General features: G+C 72.2%; 11 protein-coding genes. 6 read left to right on the top strand and 5 right to left on the bottom strand.

The genetic code is table 11. From position 1 onward, the window contains the following. The first annotated feature begins 42 nt into the window (after window positions 1–42). The 4 genes from FHU36_RS10545 to FHU36_RS10530 all read left to right on the top strand — a co-directional run bounded on the left by FHU36_RS10545 (window position 43) and on the right by FHU36_RS10530 (window position 7893). The gene (locus tag FHU36_RS10545; RefSeq protein ID WP_221495828.1) at window positions 43–1203 is read left to right on the top strand and encodes a pyridoxal phosphate-dependent aminotransferase; all 1161 of its coding nucleotides are present in this window, start codon (window positions 43–45) and stop codon (window positions 1201–1203) included. A 366-nt stretch (window positions 1204–1569) separates the two neighbouring features. Further along, window positions 1570–2976 carry a glycoside hydrolase family 43 protein gene (locus FHU36_RS10540; RefSeq protein WP_185083538.1) on the top strand — a complete coding sequence of 469 codons (1407 nt, stop codon included), beginning with the start codon at window positions 1570–1572 and terminating at the stop codon, window positions 2974–2976. Next, the gene (locus FHU36_RS10535) at window positions 2973–6227 is read left to right on the top strand and encodes a discoidin domain-containing protein (RefSeq protein ID WP_185083537.1); all 3255 of its coding nucleotides are present in this window, start codon (window positions 2973–2975) and stop codon (window positions 6225–6227) included. The genes FHU36_RS10540 and FHU36_RS10535 overlap by 4 nt, the downstream gene beginning before the upstream one ends. Before the next feature lie 448 nt (window positions 6228–6675). Further along, window positions 6676–7893 carry an esterase-like activity of phytase family protein gene (locus FHU36_RS10530; protein WP_185083536.1) on the top strand — a complete coding sequence of 406 codons (1218 nt, stop codon included), beginning with the start codon at window positions 6676–6678 and terminating at the stop codon, window positions 7891–7893. Between the two features lie 83 nt (window positions 7894–7976). Here FHU36_RS10530 and FHU36_RS10525 read toward each other — a convergent pair whose 3' ends face one another. Next, entirely contained in the window at window positions 7977–8759 is a 783-nt protein-coding gene (locus tag FHU36_RS10525) for a CPBP family intramembrane glutamic endopeptidase (RefSeq protein WP_185083535.1), read from the bottom strand. A 135-nt stretch (window positions 8760–8894) separates the two neighbouring features. Between FHU36_RS10525 and FHU36_RS10520 the strand changes: the two genes are divergently transcribed. Next, window positions 8895–11036 carry a SpoIIE family protein phosphatase gene (locus tag FHU36_RS10520; protein WP_185083534.1) on the top strand — a complete coding sequence of 714 codons (2142 nt, stop codon included), beginning with the start codon at window positions 8895–8897 and terminating at the stop codon, window positions 11034–11036. Between the two features lie 33 nt (window positions 11037–11069). Here the strand turns inward: FHU36_RS10520 and FHU36_RS10515 are convergent, their stop codons facing one another. Continuing rightward, window positions 11070–12332, bottom strand: coding sequence for a site-2 protease family protein (locus FHU36_RS10515; RefSeq protein ID WP_185083533.1), 1263 nt, complete (start codon window positions 12330–12332; stop codon window positions 11070–11072). Between the two features lie 137 nt (window positions 12333–12469). Here FHU36_RS10515 and FHU36_RS10510 point away from each other — a divergent pair, with 137 nt between their 5' ends. Then, window positions 12470–13621, top strand: coding sequence for an NAD(P)/FAD-dependent oxidoreductase (locus tag FHU36_RS10510; RefSeq protein ID WP_312891529.1), 1152 nt, complete (start codon window positions 12470–12472; stop codon window positions 13619–13621). A gap of 33 nt (window positions 13622–13654) precedes the next feature. Here the strand turns inward: FHU36_RS10510 and FHU36_RS10505 are convergent, their stop codons facing one another. The 3 genes from FHU36_RS10505 to FHU36_RS10495 form a co-directional block, all read right to left on the bottom strand. After that, window positions 13655–14311 (bottom strand): hypothetical protein, encoded by a 657-nt coding sequence (locus FHU36_RS10505; RefSeq protein WP_185083532.1) that lies wholly within the window; start codon window positions 14309–14311, stop codon window positions 13655–13657. Continuing rightward, complete coding sequence (locus tag FHU36_RS10500; protein ID WP_185084731.1) at window positions 14308–14880, bottom strand: RNA polymerase sigma factor; 573 nt, start codon at window positions 14878–14880, stop codon at window positions 14308–14310. The genes FHU36_RS10505 and FHU36_RS10500 overlap by 4 nt, the downstream gene beginning before the upstream one ends. A gap of 100 nt (window positions 14881–14980) precedes the next feature. After that, window positions 14981–15835 (bottom strand): UbiA family prenyltransferase, encoded by an 855-nt coding sequence (locus tag FHU36_RS10495; protein ID WP_312891528.1) that lies wholly within the window; start codon window positions 15833–15835, stop codon window positions 14981–14983. Window positions 15836–15840: the final 5 nt, after the last annotated feature.

Below are 15840 nucleotides of genomic sequence, written 5' to 3'. Positions count from 1 at the left end.
GCGCGTACCTCCCCACGTCGAAAGCGTGTCCATGGAGGTGTCGTGGAGCTCAGCCTTTTGCGCGCGCAGGCGCACAGCCCGTCGTACTTCTCGCTGCTGCGCGAATCCTCGGGCGCGAGCATGCCGGTGGACTTCTGCATCCCGTGCAACCCGTACTTCCCGACCCCGGAGATCTTCGAATACCTCGGCGGGAACCTGGAGACGATCCTCAAGTTCTACCCGAGCGACGCCGGCACGATCACCGCGGAGCTGTGCTCCACGCTCGGGCTGCACCCCGGGACCGTGGCCATGGGCAACGGCTCCACCGAGCTGATCACCTGGATCGACCACCTGCTCGTGCGCGAGAGCCTGGCCGTCCCCATCCCGACGTTCGGCCGCTGGACCGACCAGCCCCTGGAGACCGGAAAGCGGGTGGACATGTACCCGCTGATGGAGAGCCGCAACTTCGCCCTCGACGTCGGAGACTTCGTCTCCTTCGTCCGCTCGCGCGGCTCCCGGGTGGCCGTGATCTGCAATCCGAACAACCCTGACGGCGGCTACCTGCCCAAGCACGAGGTCCTGCGGCTGCTCGACCAGTTCCTCGACCTGGACCTGGTCATCGTCGACGAGTCCTTCGGCGACTTCGTGGACGCCGAGCCGTACCCCGGGGTGGCCGCGGAGGCCGCCGTCCGGCCGAACGTGATCGTGCTGCGCAGCCTGGGCAAGAACTTCGGGCTGCACGGCATCAGGTTCGGCTACCTCGTCGCCAACCCGGCGCTGGCCGGCAAGGTGCGGGACGCGCTGCCCAAGTGGAACCTCAACTCCTTCGCCGAGGTCGTCGTCTTCATGATGAGGCAGTTCATGCCTGAGTACCGGGAGAGCCTCAGACGGCTCGGCAACGACCGGCGCGCGATGTTCCAGCAGCTCGGCGCCATGCCGGGGCTGTCGGTCTTCCCGTCGCAGGGCAACTTCCTGCTGGTGCGGCTGCCACCCGGGCACGACGGCGTGCCGCTGCGCGACCACCTGCTCACCCAGCACGACGTGTACGTCCGCGAGTGCGGCAACAAGCTGGGCACGACGAGCCAGTTCCTGCGGCTGGTGGTGCGGCCTCAGGAGGACGTCCGGCGGCTGCTGATCGGGATGACCCAGTACCTCTACTCGGGCAGCCTCCACGAGATGCCCGTCATCGGCCTCCACCACCGCCGCACCTCCCTCTCGGCGTAAGGGGGACCCACCACGGGCGAGGCCGCCCTGGAAGTCGGAACCGAAGAGCCGGCACAGTCGTCGGCTCGCAGGCAAACGGATCGGCCGGTGTCGTGGCGGTGAGTCGAGCGGGGGTGCGGCGCTCGACCGTTCCGGCCTCGTGGCCGCCGCCCCCGCCGCCTGCCGGGGAGTCTCAGGCTGATCCTTGGACGGGGTGAGCTGGGCGATCATTTTGGGTCTTGACGGCGCTTTTGATATCGCAAACACTCGGGGCGCCGCGAAGCGAAGCTTTGAGCACCTTCCTTCTCACAAGATCACCCATTCGCCGCTCAGAAATGTTAGCGCTAACCAAGCAAGAGCTAGCTCGTAACCCCCCAGGAGCCCTGCATGAGAAGCCTGCGAACCGCTGTCCTCGGCGCGCTGGCCGCGCTGGGGCTGGTCGTCGCATCCGCGGCGCCCGCCCCGGCCGCCGCCCCCATCACCACGTCCGTCTACACCGCGGACCCCGCCGCCCTGGTCGTCGGGGACACCCTGTACGTCTATACCGGCCGCGACGAGGCCCCCGCCGGGGGGTTTGGCTTCGTCATGCGCGAGTGGCACGCGTTCTCCTCCACCGACGCGACCACCTGGACCGGCCACGGGGCGCGGCTGAAAATTTCAGACTTCCCCTGGGCCGGCGCCGACGCCTGGGCGAGCGAGGTCGAGCCCCGCAACGGCAAGTACTACTGGTACACCTCGATCAACGGCAACGGCCCCGGCTGGATGGACATCGGCGTGGCGGTCGGCGACAGCCCGCTCGGCCCGTTCCGCGACGCCAAGGGCGGTCCGCTGATCAGCGACAGCACGCCCGGCTCGTCCCCGCTCAACATCGACCCGACGGTCTTCACCGACGACGACGGTCAGGCGTACATCTACTGGGGCTCCTACTGGGGCGTGCGGGCCGCCAAGCTCAAGCCCGACATGATCAACCTGGACGGCCCGGTCGTCACCCCGCAGGGCGTCACGAACTTCTGGGAGGCGCCCTGGATGTTCAAGCGCGGCGGCACCTACTACCTGGCCTACGCCGCCAACGACTCCGGCTGCTCCCAGCCGAACTACGCCTGCATCAGGTACGCTACGGCGAACAACCCGCTCGGCCCGTGGACCGAGCGCGGCGTGGTGCTCGACCAGGTGTCCTCGACCACCAACCACCCGGCGATCGTCGAGTTCAACGGCCAGTGGTACATGGTCTACCACAACGCCGCGGCCCCGGGCGGCGGCGACTTCCGCCGCTCGGTGACGCTCGACAAGCTCTCCTGGAACGCCGACGGCACCATGCGCAAGGTCGTGCAGACCTCCGGCCCCGGTGGCGGCCAGCCGCCCGCGGGCACCAACCACGCGCTCACCGCGACGGCCTCCACCTCGTACGTGTCGCCATGGGAGACACTCGCCGCGGTCAACGACGGGCACGTGCCGGCGAACTCGGCCGACCGCGGCCACGGCGCCTACGGCAACTGGAACCACCAGGGCACCGAGTGGCTGGAGTACCGGTGGCCGAGCGCGCAGAGCGTCGACAAGGTGGCCGCCTACTGGTTCGACGACGACCAGGGCATCGACCTGCCGTCCTCCTGCCGGGTGCAGTACTGGAACGGCGGCGGCTACGTGGACGTGCCCGGCCAGTCGGCCTGCGGCGTCGCCGCGAACACCTACAACGTCACGACGTTCCCGGCGATCTCCACGACGAGGCTCCGGCTGAACATCACCTCCAGATCCGGCTTCTCCACCGGCGTCCTGGAATGGATGGCGCTGTCATGAGCAGAGTCCTCGCCGTGTTGCTGCTGCTCGCCGGACTGCTGGCCGCCGGCGGCCCCGCGCACGCCGACCAGACGATCGGCTTCCCGTCGTTCTCCGGCCCGGCGATCCCCGCGCCGCCCGGCTCGTTCACGACGGGCGACACGATGCAGGCCATCTACGACGCCGAGAGCTCCGGCACCGACTTCTGGATGGACCGGCTGCTCGCCCGCCCGGGCAACGACCCGGCGGGGACCTGGCTGATGAGCCGGGGCCGGGCGCTGTTCATGAAGACGCACACGCCCGGCACGCTCGGGTTCGGCGGCCAGGTGGCGTACTGGGAGAGCATCAGCGGCAACAACGCCTACACCGTCACCCTCTCCCCAGGCACCTTCACCGAGCAGGTGAGCTCCCGCTGGCAGGCGCCGAGCCACTGGAAGAGCGTGCACACCAGTGGCAACGTCCGGGTGAACCAGACGAAGTTCATCACCCACAACAACGTCGCCGTGACCAACCTGTCGATCACCAACACGGGCGGCTCAGCGGCCACCCTGCAGCTCCGCGTGACCTCGCCGTACGCCACCTCGGGCAGCGGCAGCGAGCTGACCGGCCAGGTGAACGCCTTCAACAACCTCACCACCCTCTACCCGCGCCTGACGGGCGACGGCTTCACGGTCTCCAGCGGCGGCCTGAACAGATCGGTCACGGTCGCCGCCGGGGCGACCGTGACCGCCAAGGTGGTCATGGGCTTCGTCACCAACGAGATCCCCGAGTCGCGCACCGAGTACGACGCGTACGCGGGCTACTCGGCCGCCACGGCGTTCGCCACCCACGTGCGGGCCTACAACCGCTGGTGGGCGCAGAACGTGCCGTACATCGACGTGCCCGAGCCGGCCATCAAGAAGAACATCTACTACCGCTGGTGGCTGATGCGGTTCAACCACCTCGACGCCGACATCCCGGGGCAGACGTTCCAGTTCCCCACCTCGACCGAGGGCGTGCTGGGCTACAACAACGCCATCGCGCTGACCCAGCCCATGCACATCGACGACCTGAAGTACCTGCGCGACCCGTCGTACGCGTACGGCAACTGGCTCAGCGTCGGCCAGACGTCGAAGAACGGCCGGTTCCTCGACAACCCCGGCGACCCGGAGAACTGGTCCAACAGCTACACCCAGTACATCGGCGAGGCGGCCTGGAAGAGCTACCAGATCCACGGCGGCCAGCCCGGCATCGCGGCCAACCTGGCCCGCTACGCCGAGCAGGACGTCAAGGGCCAGCTCGCGCACTACGACACCGACGGCAACAAGCTCATCGAGTACGACTGGGGCGCGCTGACCGGCAACGACGCCGACGCGGTGTCCTTCCACTGGAAGCCCGGCCGGATGGACCGCGCCGAGTCCGCCTACCAGTACAGCGGCGCGCTGGCCGCCGCCGCGGCGTACGAGGCGATCGGCAACACGGCCAAGGCGAACGAGATGCGCACGCTCGCCACCCAGATCCAGAACGCCATCACCGGCGTGCTGTGGAACCCGGGCCGGCAGCTCTTCGAGCACCGCCTGAAGTCCACGAACGAGTGGGTGCCGTGGAAGGAGATCAACAACTACTACCCGTTCGCGGTCGGCGCGGTGCCCAACACCGCCGCCTACCGGCAGAGCCTGCGCCTGTACGACGACCCGGCGCACTACCCGATCTTCCCCTTCTACACGGCCGACCAGGTCGACAAGCAGGCCGCGGCCGAGGCCGGGGAGCCGGGCTCGAACAACTTCTCCACCATCAACTCGACCGTGCAGTTCAGGCTCTACTCGTCGGTGCTGCGCAACTACCCCAACGAGTGGATGTCGGCGACCGACTACAAGAAGCTGCTCTACTGGAACGCCTGGGCGCAGTACGTGGGCGGCAACACGCAGTGGCCGGACGCCAACGAGTTCTGGGCCGACTGGAACGGCTCCTCGATCAGCTACCGCTCGTGGATCCACCACAACATCCTCGGCAGCAGCAACTGGACCGTGATCGAGGACGTCGCGGGGCTGCGCCCGCGGGGTGACGCCAAGGTGGAGCTGTCGCCGATCGACATCGGCTGGAGTCACTTCGCCGTCAACAACCTGCGCTACCGAAACGCCGACCTGACGATCGTCTGGGACGACCCGGCCGACGGGGTCACCCGATACCCCGGCGTGCCGCAGGGCTACTCGATCTTCGTCAACGGCACCCGGGCCGCCACGGTGTCCACGCTCGTGCCGTTCACCTGGGACGCGGCCACGGGCAACGTCACCACCGGGGGCACGGTCACCCACAGCCAGGCCGTCCCCGGCCTGCGGGCGCCCACCCAGGTCGCCCACACCGGCGCCCGGATGGTGGACCTGCTGGCCAAGGCGGGCGTGGACCTGACGGCCGACCTCGCCAACCTGGCCACCGGCGCGACCGCCTCCGCCTCCCACACCGGCTCCGGCAGCAACCTGGCGGGCGCCATCGACGGTTACCCGATCAACGAGCCGTTCTGGGGCGCCGGCGGCTCGCCCAACAGCCAGGACTGGTACGAGCTGAACCTCGGCTCGGCCAGGACGTTCAACGAGGTGCGCCTGTACTTCAAGGACAGCCGGCCGGCCGGCGGCACCTACCGGGCACCGTCGGCCTACGACGTCCAGTACCACAACGGCAGCTCGTGGGTGAACGTCCCGAGCCAGGTCAAGAGCCCCGCGACGCCGCGGGCCAACTACAACGTGGTGACGTTCGGGGCGGTGACGGCGCAGCGGCTGCGGGTGCTGGCCACCAACGCCTCCGGCGCCAAGACCGGGCTCACCGAGATCAAGGTGCACAACCGGGGCGGCGTCCAGCCGCCGCCGGGCAACGTGGCGCCGGCGGCGACGCCGTCCGCGTCGTACACGTCCTCCTGGGAGAGCGTCGCCGCCGTCAACGACGGGATCGACCCGCCCTCGTCCAACGACACCGTCAACCCGCGGTGGGGCACCTGGCCGGAGACCGGCCAGCAGTGGGTGGACCTGACCTGGTCGTCGGCGCGGACGTTGAACCGGGCCGAGGTGTACTTCTTCGACGACGACCAGGGCATCGACATGCCGGCGTCCTGGAAGCTGCAGTACTGGAACGGCAGCGCCTACGTCGACGTGCCCGGCGCGAGCGCGTACGGGCTGGCGAAGAACCAGTACAACACCGTCACGTTCACGGCCACCGGCACGACGCGGCTGCGGGTGCTGCTCACCGGCGCAGGAAGCAGCTCCGTCGGCCTGCTGGAGGTCAAGGCGTACGGTCCGTGAGACCCGGCGCCCGGCCGTCGCCGCACCGGCGGCCGGGCGCCGGTCGCCCGTCACCCCACCCCGAACCCTGGAGTCGCGATGACCGTAAGCGAACGTGCTGGTCAAGGTCGTCTGCTGGGCGGTTCGCCCCGCCCTGCTCCGCGGGGAGCCTGATTTCATCCCGCCTCAAGGCGGCGGCTTCCCTGAGGCTCTCCGACGAAGGCGGGCAGCGCGTCCTCGATCACGGAGTTCGACGCGTGGATGTTCCGTGACTGGTGGCGCCACCTCAAGAGCCGCTACGGTCTCTGACGCCGTTCCCGTCCCGCCCGCGACCACGGGCGGAGCACTTCTCTGCTGTTTCATTCAGTCCCGCGGTGACGGGCGGGCACGGCGGGCGGTCCCGCGCGGGGGGCCGCCCGTTGGCCCGCTGTTCGCGGTCCCGTCACGTGGCACCCCTAGGGTCCCCGCCATGAGAGGTTTTCTGAGCTCCGCAGCCCTGCTGACGTGCGCCGGGGCGCTGGTCGCCGGCCTCGCCGCGCCCGCCGCCGCCGACCCCGCCGCCGACCCCGACCGGGGCGGCTACGGCAGGGCCACGCTGACCGGCTTCGCCGCGCTGCCCGCCGAGACGTACGTGCCGGACAGCGAGCCCTCCGGCGCGCACCTGGGCACGAACCCGGTCAACGGGGTCACGCCGCCGTTCCCGGGCCAGCCCGTGCAGGGGTTCAGCGGTATCGTCCGCCGCCACGACGGCACCTTCGACGTCCTGTCGGACAACGGCTACGGGGCCAAGGGCAACAGTGCCGACTTCCTGCTCCGGGTGCACCGGATCAAGCCGGACTTCGGGAAGCGGACCGTCGCGGTGCTCGGCGGGTTCGGCCTGTCCGACCCGCGCGGGCTCGTGCCGTTCCCGCTCACCCGGGCCGACCGCACGTTGACCGGCGCCGACTTCGACGTCGAGTCGATCGTGCGCGCCCAGGACGGCACCTACTGGATCGGCGACGAGTTCGGCCCGTTCCTCCTGCACGCCGACCGCGAGGGGCGGCTGCTGGACGCGCCTGTCGAACTGCCCGGCGTGCGGGCGCCCGAGAACCCGAACCTGGCCGGCGCCACGCCGAACCTCGGCCGCAGCAAGGGCTTCGAGGGCATGGCCCGCTCGGTGGACGGCCGCCGCCTCTACCCGCTGCTGGAGGGCACGGTGACCGGCGACCCGGCGGGTACGCTGCGGATGTACGAGTTCGACCTGCGCAAGCGGGCCTACACCGAGCGGCGCTGGACGTACCGACTGGACGACCCCGCGCACGCCATCGGCGACGCCATCGCGGTGGACCGGCACCGCTTCCTCGTCATCGAGCGCGACAACCTGCAGGGCGACGCCGCGCGGGTCAAGCGGATCTACCTGGCCGACACCCGGGACCGGGACGGCGACGGCGCGCTGGACAAGACCCTGGTGGCCGACCTGCTCGACCTCGCCGACCCGCGCGGTCTCGGCGGCTCGGGCGCGACGTTCAGGTTCCCGTTCCAGACGATCGAGGACGTGGTCATCCTCGACGACCGCACGCTCGGCGTGCTCGACGACAACAACTTCCCGTTCTCGTCCGGGCGCACCCCCGGCCGGCCGGACGACAACGAGTTCATCACCGTACGGCTCACGCGGGGGCTGAAGGCCGACCCGCGCGTCTACCGGTAACCCGGCCCGCGAAACCCCGGCCGCCCTCCGGCGGCCGGGGCTCGCCCTGTCCGGGCTCGCCCGCCGCCGCGGACCGGCCGCCGTCAGGGCAGCCAGCTCACCCGGCCGCGCAGGGCCGCGTATCCGACGAAGGCGACGGCGTCGATGAGGGTGTGCGCCACGACGAGCGGCATCGCCCGCCCCCAGCGCTGGTACAGCCGGCCGAACACCACGCCCATCACCACGTTGCCGACGAAGCCGCCGAACCCCTGGTAGAGGTGGTACGAGCCGCGCAGCACCGCCGACAGCGCGACGGCCCGCCACGGGCTCCACCCCGCCTGGTCCAGCCGGTGCAGCAGGTAGCCGGCGACCAGCACCTCCTCCAGGACCCCGTTCTGGGCCGCCGCCAGCAGCAGCACCGGCACCCGCCACCACTCGTCCGGCAGGTTCCCGGCGACGACGGCGAGGTTCACTCCCATGGCGTACACGAGGAGGTAGAAGGCCAGGCCCGTCCCGCCGATCACGGCGGCCAGCGCGGCGCCGCGCCGCAGGTCGCGGGCCGGCTCGCGGAGGTCCATGCCGATGGTGCGCATCGACTCGGCCGACCGGACCAGCAGGTAGGCGACGAGGGCGACGGGAGCCACGTTGACGGCGATGCCGACGAGCTGCAGGGTCAGGTCGAACCACGGCCGTCCCGGCGCCATCGACCCGACCAGGACGGCCTGCTGCCCCTTCAGGTCCTTCGGCGCGGTGAGCGCGCCGATCAGCCGGACCAGGGCGACCAGGCCGCTGGCGCCGAGCGAGACGGCGAAGACCACGAACAGCTCGGCCCGGATCAGGCGAGGCCCGAGCACCGGGGTTCCGGCGGCGGGGGACTGCGTGTGCATGAGCGCAGGGTAACCGGCGTTCGGTCCGGCCCGGATAAACCCCTGCTCGTAGTGCTCTGCCGGTAACTCGGGCATATTGTCCTATATGGGCATTTTCGGGATGTAGTAATCCGCCGGGAAGCGAGGCGGCACAGGATGCAGGAACAGACCACCGAGACCACCGCAGCCCCGACCGGCCCCGGCCCGCTGGCGTCCGGGCTGGACGAACTGCTGGCCGCGACCGTCGCCGTCACCAAGGCGCACATGGGGGCCCTCTTCCTGCTGCCGCCCGGCGAAGGCGTGCTGCTGATGAGCTCGGCCGTCGGGATCCCGGCTCCCATCGCCCACCAGTGGGTCAGGATCAGACTGGAGGACCCGGTCCCCGCGGCGGCCGCCGTGCGCGAACGGCGCCTGGTGTGGCTGGCCGACCACGAGGACATGGCCCGCCGTTTTCCCGGGGTGGCGCTGTCGCTGCCGTACCACTTCTCCCTGGCCGCCATGCCCATCCACGCCGGCGGCGTCGACAGGGGCTCGCTGGTGCTGCTGTGGCCCGAGCCGCACCCGGCCGAGCTGACCCCGCACGAACTGGAGGTCATGGAAGGGACCACCCGCCGGATGGGCGCGCTCATCCGGCGGGCCGCCGACCGCGGCGAGTCCCTGCTGCCCGGCTCCCGCCCGCGCATCCTGTCACCCCGGGGCGACGGCCAGGTGGACCCCGTCGCCGCGCGGGCCGCGCTCGACTACCTCAACCGGCTCCCCTGGGGAGCCTGCGCCATGGACATGGAGGGCAGGGTCACCTTCATCACCCCGCAGGCGGCCGACCTGCTGGGCGTCGACCCGGCGGACCTGTTGTGCATGCGCCCCTGGGAGGTGCTGCCGTGGATGGGCGATCCGGTCTTCGAGGACCACTACCGCCAGGCGGTCCTCAGCCACCGGCCCACGTCCTTCACCGCCCGGCACCCGTCCGGCCGTCGGCTGTCCTTCGAGTTCCACTCCGATCCCACCGGGATCAGCGTCCGCATCGCCCCCGACCTCACCGCCCCGCCGCCGGCCGGGGAGGAACAGGACCACGTGGCCGAGGCCGGAAAGCTGCGGGCGGACGCCCTGTACAACATGGTCCACCTCGCGGCCACCCTCACCCGGGCGGTCACCGTGCAGGACGTGACCGACCTCGTCGCCGACCAGGTCATGTCGGTCTGCGACATCCAGGCCCTCGCCCTCACGATCGCCGAGAACGGGCGGCTGCGGGTCGTCGGCGCACGCGGCTACGGCCGGGGATTCGTCGACCGGTACGACGGCCTCCCGCTCGACGCGCCCACGAGCACCTGCGACGCCCTCCGGAGCGGTGACCCGGAGTTCTACGGCAACTGGGAGGAGTACAGGCAGGCCTACCCCGACGCCGTCCGCTACGACGACATGTCCGCCTGGGCCGTGCTACCGCTCATCACCTCCGGCCGGCCCTTCGGCGCGTGCCTGTTCGGCTACGACCGGCCGCACATGTTCAACCCCGACGAGCGGGCCACGCTCACCTCGCTCGCCGGCCTCATCGCGCAGGCCCTCGAACGCGCCCGCCTCTACGACGTCAAGCACCAGCTCGCCGAATGCCTGCAGGCCAGCCTGCTGCCCAGCGAACTGCCCGCCGTCCCCGGGCTGCAGGTCGCCGCCCACTACCTGCCCGCCACCCGTGGCATGGACATCGGCGGCGACTTCTACGACCTCATCCGCCTCGACGACACCACGGTCGCCGCCGTCATCGGCGACGTCCAGGGCCACGACATGACCGCCGCCGCCCTCATGGGCCAGGTGCGGACCGCCATCCGCGCCCACGCGACCGCGGGCGCGCGCCCCGGCGACGTGCTCGCCCACACCAACCTGCTCCTCATCGACCTGGCGCCCGAGCTGTTCACGAGCTGCCTGTACGTCACCCTGGACCTGAAACGCCGCCGGGCCACACTGGCCAGCGCCGGCCACCTGCCGCCCCTGCTGCGCCGCCCCGGCGAGGTCGCCCGCAGCGTCGACCTGCCGCCCGGCCTGCTGCTCGGCCTCGAACCCGACGCCGACTACCTGACCCGGGAGATCGCGTTCCCGATGGGCTCCGTCCTCGCCCTCTACACCGACGGCCTCATCGAGGCGCCCGGTGTCGACCTCGACGAGGGCATCGCCGGCCTCGCCGAGCACCTCACCCGCTCGGCGGATCTGCCGCTGCACATCCTCGCCCAGCTCCTCATCGACCAGGCCGAGAGCGTCGACCACCGCACTGACGACACAGCGCTGCTGCTGCTGAAGTCGCAGCCCTGACGTCGATCTCGGGGGCGGACCCTGGCGCGGGTCTCAGGCGGCGTCGCGGTGCCCACCCGGGTGCCCACCCGGGGGCCCACCCGGCGGCTCGCCTGGCGGCCTGCTCGGGTGGTCGCGGTCGTGGTACGGCACGGCCACGTCGGCGCCGCGCGGGCCGAGGTAGGGGTCGCTGCCCCGCAGGCCGGCCGTCTGGATGATCCGGCTGATGTCGCTCGGCGTGAGCAGGCCGACCAGGCGTCCGCCGGGGTCGAGCACCACAGCCCGCCCGTCGGCACCGCCGCCCATCCGGGTCAGCAGCTCGGTCAGCGGCTCGTCGGGCCGGGCCGACGGCACCTCCTCGGGCGGGCAGGCGATGTCGCGCAGCCGCGTCAGCGGCCGTGCCTCGGTGGGTACGGCCCTGATCCGGTTGAGGGTCACCAGCCCCGCGAACCGGCCGTGTGTGTCCACCAGCGGATACGTGGACAACCGGTGCCGCAGCACGACCTGCTCGACCAGCGTCGACACGCTCTCGTCCGGGTCGGCCACGACGAGCCGGTCCGACATGACGTCCCCCACCCGCAGCCCGTGCAGCGCGGTGCCGAGCTGGGCCTGCTGCTCCTCGGCGCTGGCGGCGTTCACCAGGAACAGCCCGATGAGGGCCAGCCACAGCCCCTCGAAGCCCCGGCCCGTGACCACCTGCAGGAACCCGACCGCGATCAGCGCGTAGCCGAAGCCGCGCCCGGCGCGGGCGGCGGCGATGGCGGCGCGCGCCCGGTCACCCCACCGGGCCCACAGCGCCGCACGCAGCACCCGGCCGCCGTCCAGCGGCGCGGCCGGGATCAGGTTGAACACGGCCAGCAGCACGTTCACCCCGGCGAGATAGGCGAACACGCCCACCAGCAGCGGTGTGCCGCCCGCCGCCGCGGCCAGCAGCGCGACCCCGGCGAACACGACCGCGCACACCAGACTCGTCAGCGGCCCCACGATCGCGATCTTCAGGTCGGCGCCGGGGCTGCGGGGCTCGCCGCGCAGCTCCGCCACGCCGCCGAGCAGCCACAGCGTGATCCGCCCCACCTCGATGCCGTGGCGCTGGGCCATCACGGCGTGCGCCAGCTCGTGGGCCAGCAGCGACAGCAGGAACAGCACCGCCGTCACGAGCCCGGCCAGCAGGTAGACCACCGTGGGCCAGCCCGGGAAGACGGCGGGGAAGCGCCCGAACGCCAGCCCGAACACCAGGATGGCGACGATGACCAGGACGCTGATGTTCAGCCCGACCGGCACTCCCGCGATGCGGCCCAGGCGGATCGACGAGCCCATCTGCCCCTCCTGCTGGTTGGCTGTGCCGTCCCTGTACCCAGGCCGGGGCCAAGCTCACGTGCCGCGCACGTGCGGCTCATGGGCCGTCCGTGCCGGCCGGGCGGTTTCGCGGGCGGCCCAGGAGGCACAGTCACTACGTGGACGGCGTCTGGGATCTCGTGGTGGTCGGCGGCGGCCCGGCGGGAGCGGCGGCGGCGCTGCGCGCGGCCCAGCTCCGGCCAGGCGCCCGGGTGCTCCTGCTGGACAAGGCCGACTTCCCCCGCGACAAGGCGTGCGGCGACGGCATCGCGGCCCACGGCCGTGACGAGCTGGCCCTGCTCGGCCTGCCCGACCTCATCGACGACTACCGGCCCACCCCGCACCTGTCGGTGGTCTCGCCCAGCGGAGTCCGCGTGTCCGCCACGGCGGCGCGGCCCAACCACGTCGTCCCCCGCAGGGTGTTCGACGCGCGCCTGGTGGCGGCCGCCCGCGCCCGCGGCGTCGAGGTGCGCCGCCACCGGGTGCGCGACCTGCGTGCGAACGGCGGCGACGTCGTCGTGGACGGGACGATCCGCGCCCGCGCCGTGGTCGCGGCCGACGGCGCCCACTCGGCCGTGCGCCGCCTCATCGGTCTCCCGGCCGCCGCCGCGCGGCACACCGCGATCGCCGTACGCGGCTACGCCGACGTCCCGCCGGACGACGACGCCCAGCTCATCGCCATGCAGAAGGAGGGCTGGCCCGCCTACGCGTGGTCGTTCCCCATCGGCGACGGCACCGCGAACGTCGGCTTCGGGATGCTCCTGCCCCGCCTGCACGCCGCCGGCCGGCCGGGCCGCGACGTGCTGCACGGCCGGCTCGCCGAGCTGCTGCCCGACCGGCCGGCGCGCGATCTGCGCGCGCACCACCTGCCCCTGTCGACCGGCCGCCCGGCGCCCGGAGCCGGCCGGGTCATGCTCGCCGGCGACGCCGCCAGCCTCATCAACCCGCTCACCGGCGAGGGGATCTACTACGCGCTGCTGTCCGGCCGCCTCGCCGGGGAGGCGGCCGTGCGGGCGGCGGCCGACCCGCTGCCCGCCTACCGCCGCTCCCTCCGCGGGGCTCTCGGGCGGCACCTGCGCACCACCGACGTGCTGGCCCGCCTCGCCCAGTCGCCGGGCTTCATCGACGCCGCCATCGGCACGGCCGCGCACCGCAAGGAGGTCTTCGACCTGCTCGTCGAGGTGGGGCTCGGCGCGGGCACGGTGCCGCCGCCGATCGCCCTCGCGGTGGCCCGCCGCTGGCTGCGCGACTCCCTCACCCGCCGCCCCTAGACGCACGCCTGGACGGCGGCAGGTCCCGCGAGCCTAGCCGTCGCCCTTCCCCTGCATCAGGACGTCGGTTGGCCCTCCGGAGGGTCCGAGGGTGCCGTTCGGGTCGTCGACCAGCGCGCATGCGGCGACAGGCCCGTCGGAGACGCCGCTCCACATCCCCGCGACCGTCATGTCGGACCCCTCGCGGACACTGAACTCCAGCACTGCCGTCTGCCCCTCCTTCACCGCCGACGGGTCGATGCTGAATCCGACACCTTCCGGCGGAGTCGCTTCCTTGCCGAAGAACACCTTGCCCCGCACCATCCCCTCGTCCGCCCAGTTCTCGCTGCGCGGCTGCGGACTGCAGCGCTTGCCTGCCGGGATGTAGTCGACGACGGCGTTCAACCCCATCGCCCGCAGGTCCTCCTGCAGCGCCTCGGGGTTCTTCGCCTGGTTGATCGTGATGGTGATGGTCCCGTCGGGATTCCTGTCGATCGCGTAGGCGGGGGTGCCGCCCCCGAGGACGAGCGGCGCGCCCACCACCAGCGCGGCGGCCAGTCCCACCGCGGGCAGCAGCAGCGCGGGACGCGGCAGCCGGCGGCGCCTGGGCCGGATCTCGGTCATGACGAACTCCTTGAGTTGCCGGTGACGGCCCTCAGGAAGATCGCGCTCAGCAGGGGGCGGCAGCAGTCTCGCCAACTCCTCGTTCATCGGACCTCCTTCATCGGGCTTAGGTCACCCTTTACCTGTCGTGGCGAGGACCCCGGTTCCAACCTTTTCCGCGCCCTGGCCAACCGGGACTTCACCGTGCCGACGGGGACGCCGAGGGCCTCGGCCGCCTCCGCGTAGTTCAGGCCCGACCAGACGCACAACGCGACCACCTCCTGCTCGTGGCGACGCAGCCGGCCGTACGCCTGCCTGACCGCGGCCAGCCGTTCGGCGTCGTCGATGCGACCGGCCACCTCGTCGGCGAAGTCGGCCACCGTCTCCGACCTGGGCATCCGCGCCATCGCGTCCCGGTGCCGGCGTACGGCCCGCCGCATGTTGCGCACGACGTTGGTGGCGATACCCAGCAGCCACGGGCGCAGGGACCCTCCGTCGGGGTCGATCTTCCACTTGAGGCGCCACGCCTCGAGGAACGTCAGGGACAGCGCGTCCTCAGCGGCGGCCCAGTCTCCGAGCACGCGGTAGGCATAGCTGTAGACCGCGCGCGCGTACTCGTCGAAGAGCTGCGCGAACGCGGCGGCGTCACCCTCACGTATTCGGGCGCGATATGACATGTCCACATAGAGAACTGTCCGCAGCGGGCACCGGGTTCCGGGACAGGACGACCCGACCCGGCCCTGCGTGATCCCCCACGATCAAGATCAACGGGTTCGCCTATGCGGAGCCGGTGAGGCCGCCGCCGTTGCCCACGAGGAGGGCGACGTCCACCGCCGCCACCCCGATCGCCGCCGCGAACGGGGCGTTCGGGAACCTGCCGTGCAGCAGCAGCCCCGCGCCCGCGATCGCGCCCGCCGCCGCCAGCGCGAGCCGGCCGAGCGCAGCGGCCCCACCCGACGGCGCGAGGGCGAGCAGCGCCGACGCGGCCAGCAGCAGGACCGGCGCCAGCACCCGCGCCCGGCCCGCCCCCAGCCGCTGCGGCCACCCGAGCACCCCCGCGGCCACGTCGTCCGCGATGTCCGGCAGCGCGTTGGCCAGGTGCGCCCCGCAGCTGAGCAGGGCGGCGGCCGGCATCGCCCACCAGGCCGGCCACGGCTGCCCCGGCAGGCCCAGCGTCACGAAGGCCGGCAACGACCCGAACCCCACCGCGTACGGCACCCACGACAGCACGGTCGCCTTGACGCCGAGGTCGTAGGCCCAGGCCGCCCCCACCCCCACCAGGTGCACGAGCCCGGCGAGCGGCCCCGAGGCCAGGGACAGCGGCACGCACAGGACCAGTGCGGCCAGCGCCGCGCCCCGCACGGTCCCCGCGCGCACCGCCCCCGCCACGATCGGCTTGCCGGTGCGCCCCGCCGCCTCGTCGAGGTCCGCGTCCACCGCGTCGTTGCACCAGCCCACCGACAGCTGCCCGGCGAGCACGGCGGCGGCCACCAGCACGCAGCCCAGGAGGTCTCGCCCGCTCGCCACCGCCAACGCCGTGACCAGCACGGTGACGGCCACGGTCGGGCCCGGATGGCAGGCCCGCACCAGCCCGCCGGCCACCCGCCGCAGCCTCACCCCAGCGCCCGCCACACCCA

Origin of the sequence: Nonomuraea muscovyensis, assembly GCF_014207745.1 — a bacterium.
Classification (GTDB): Bacteria; Actinomycetota; Actinomycetes; order Streptosporangiales; family Streptosporangiaceae; genus Nonomuraea; species Nonomuraea muscovyensis.
This window is presented reverse-complemented; position numbering and strand designations above follow the sequence as displayed.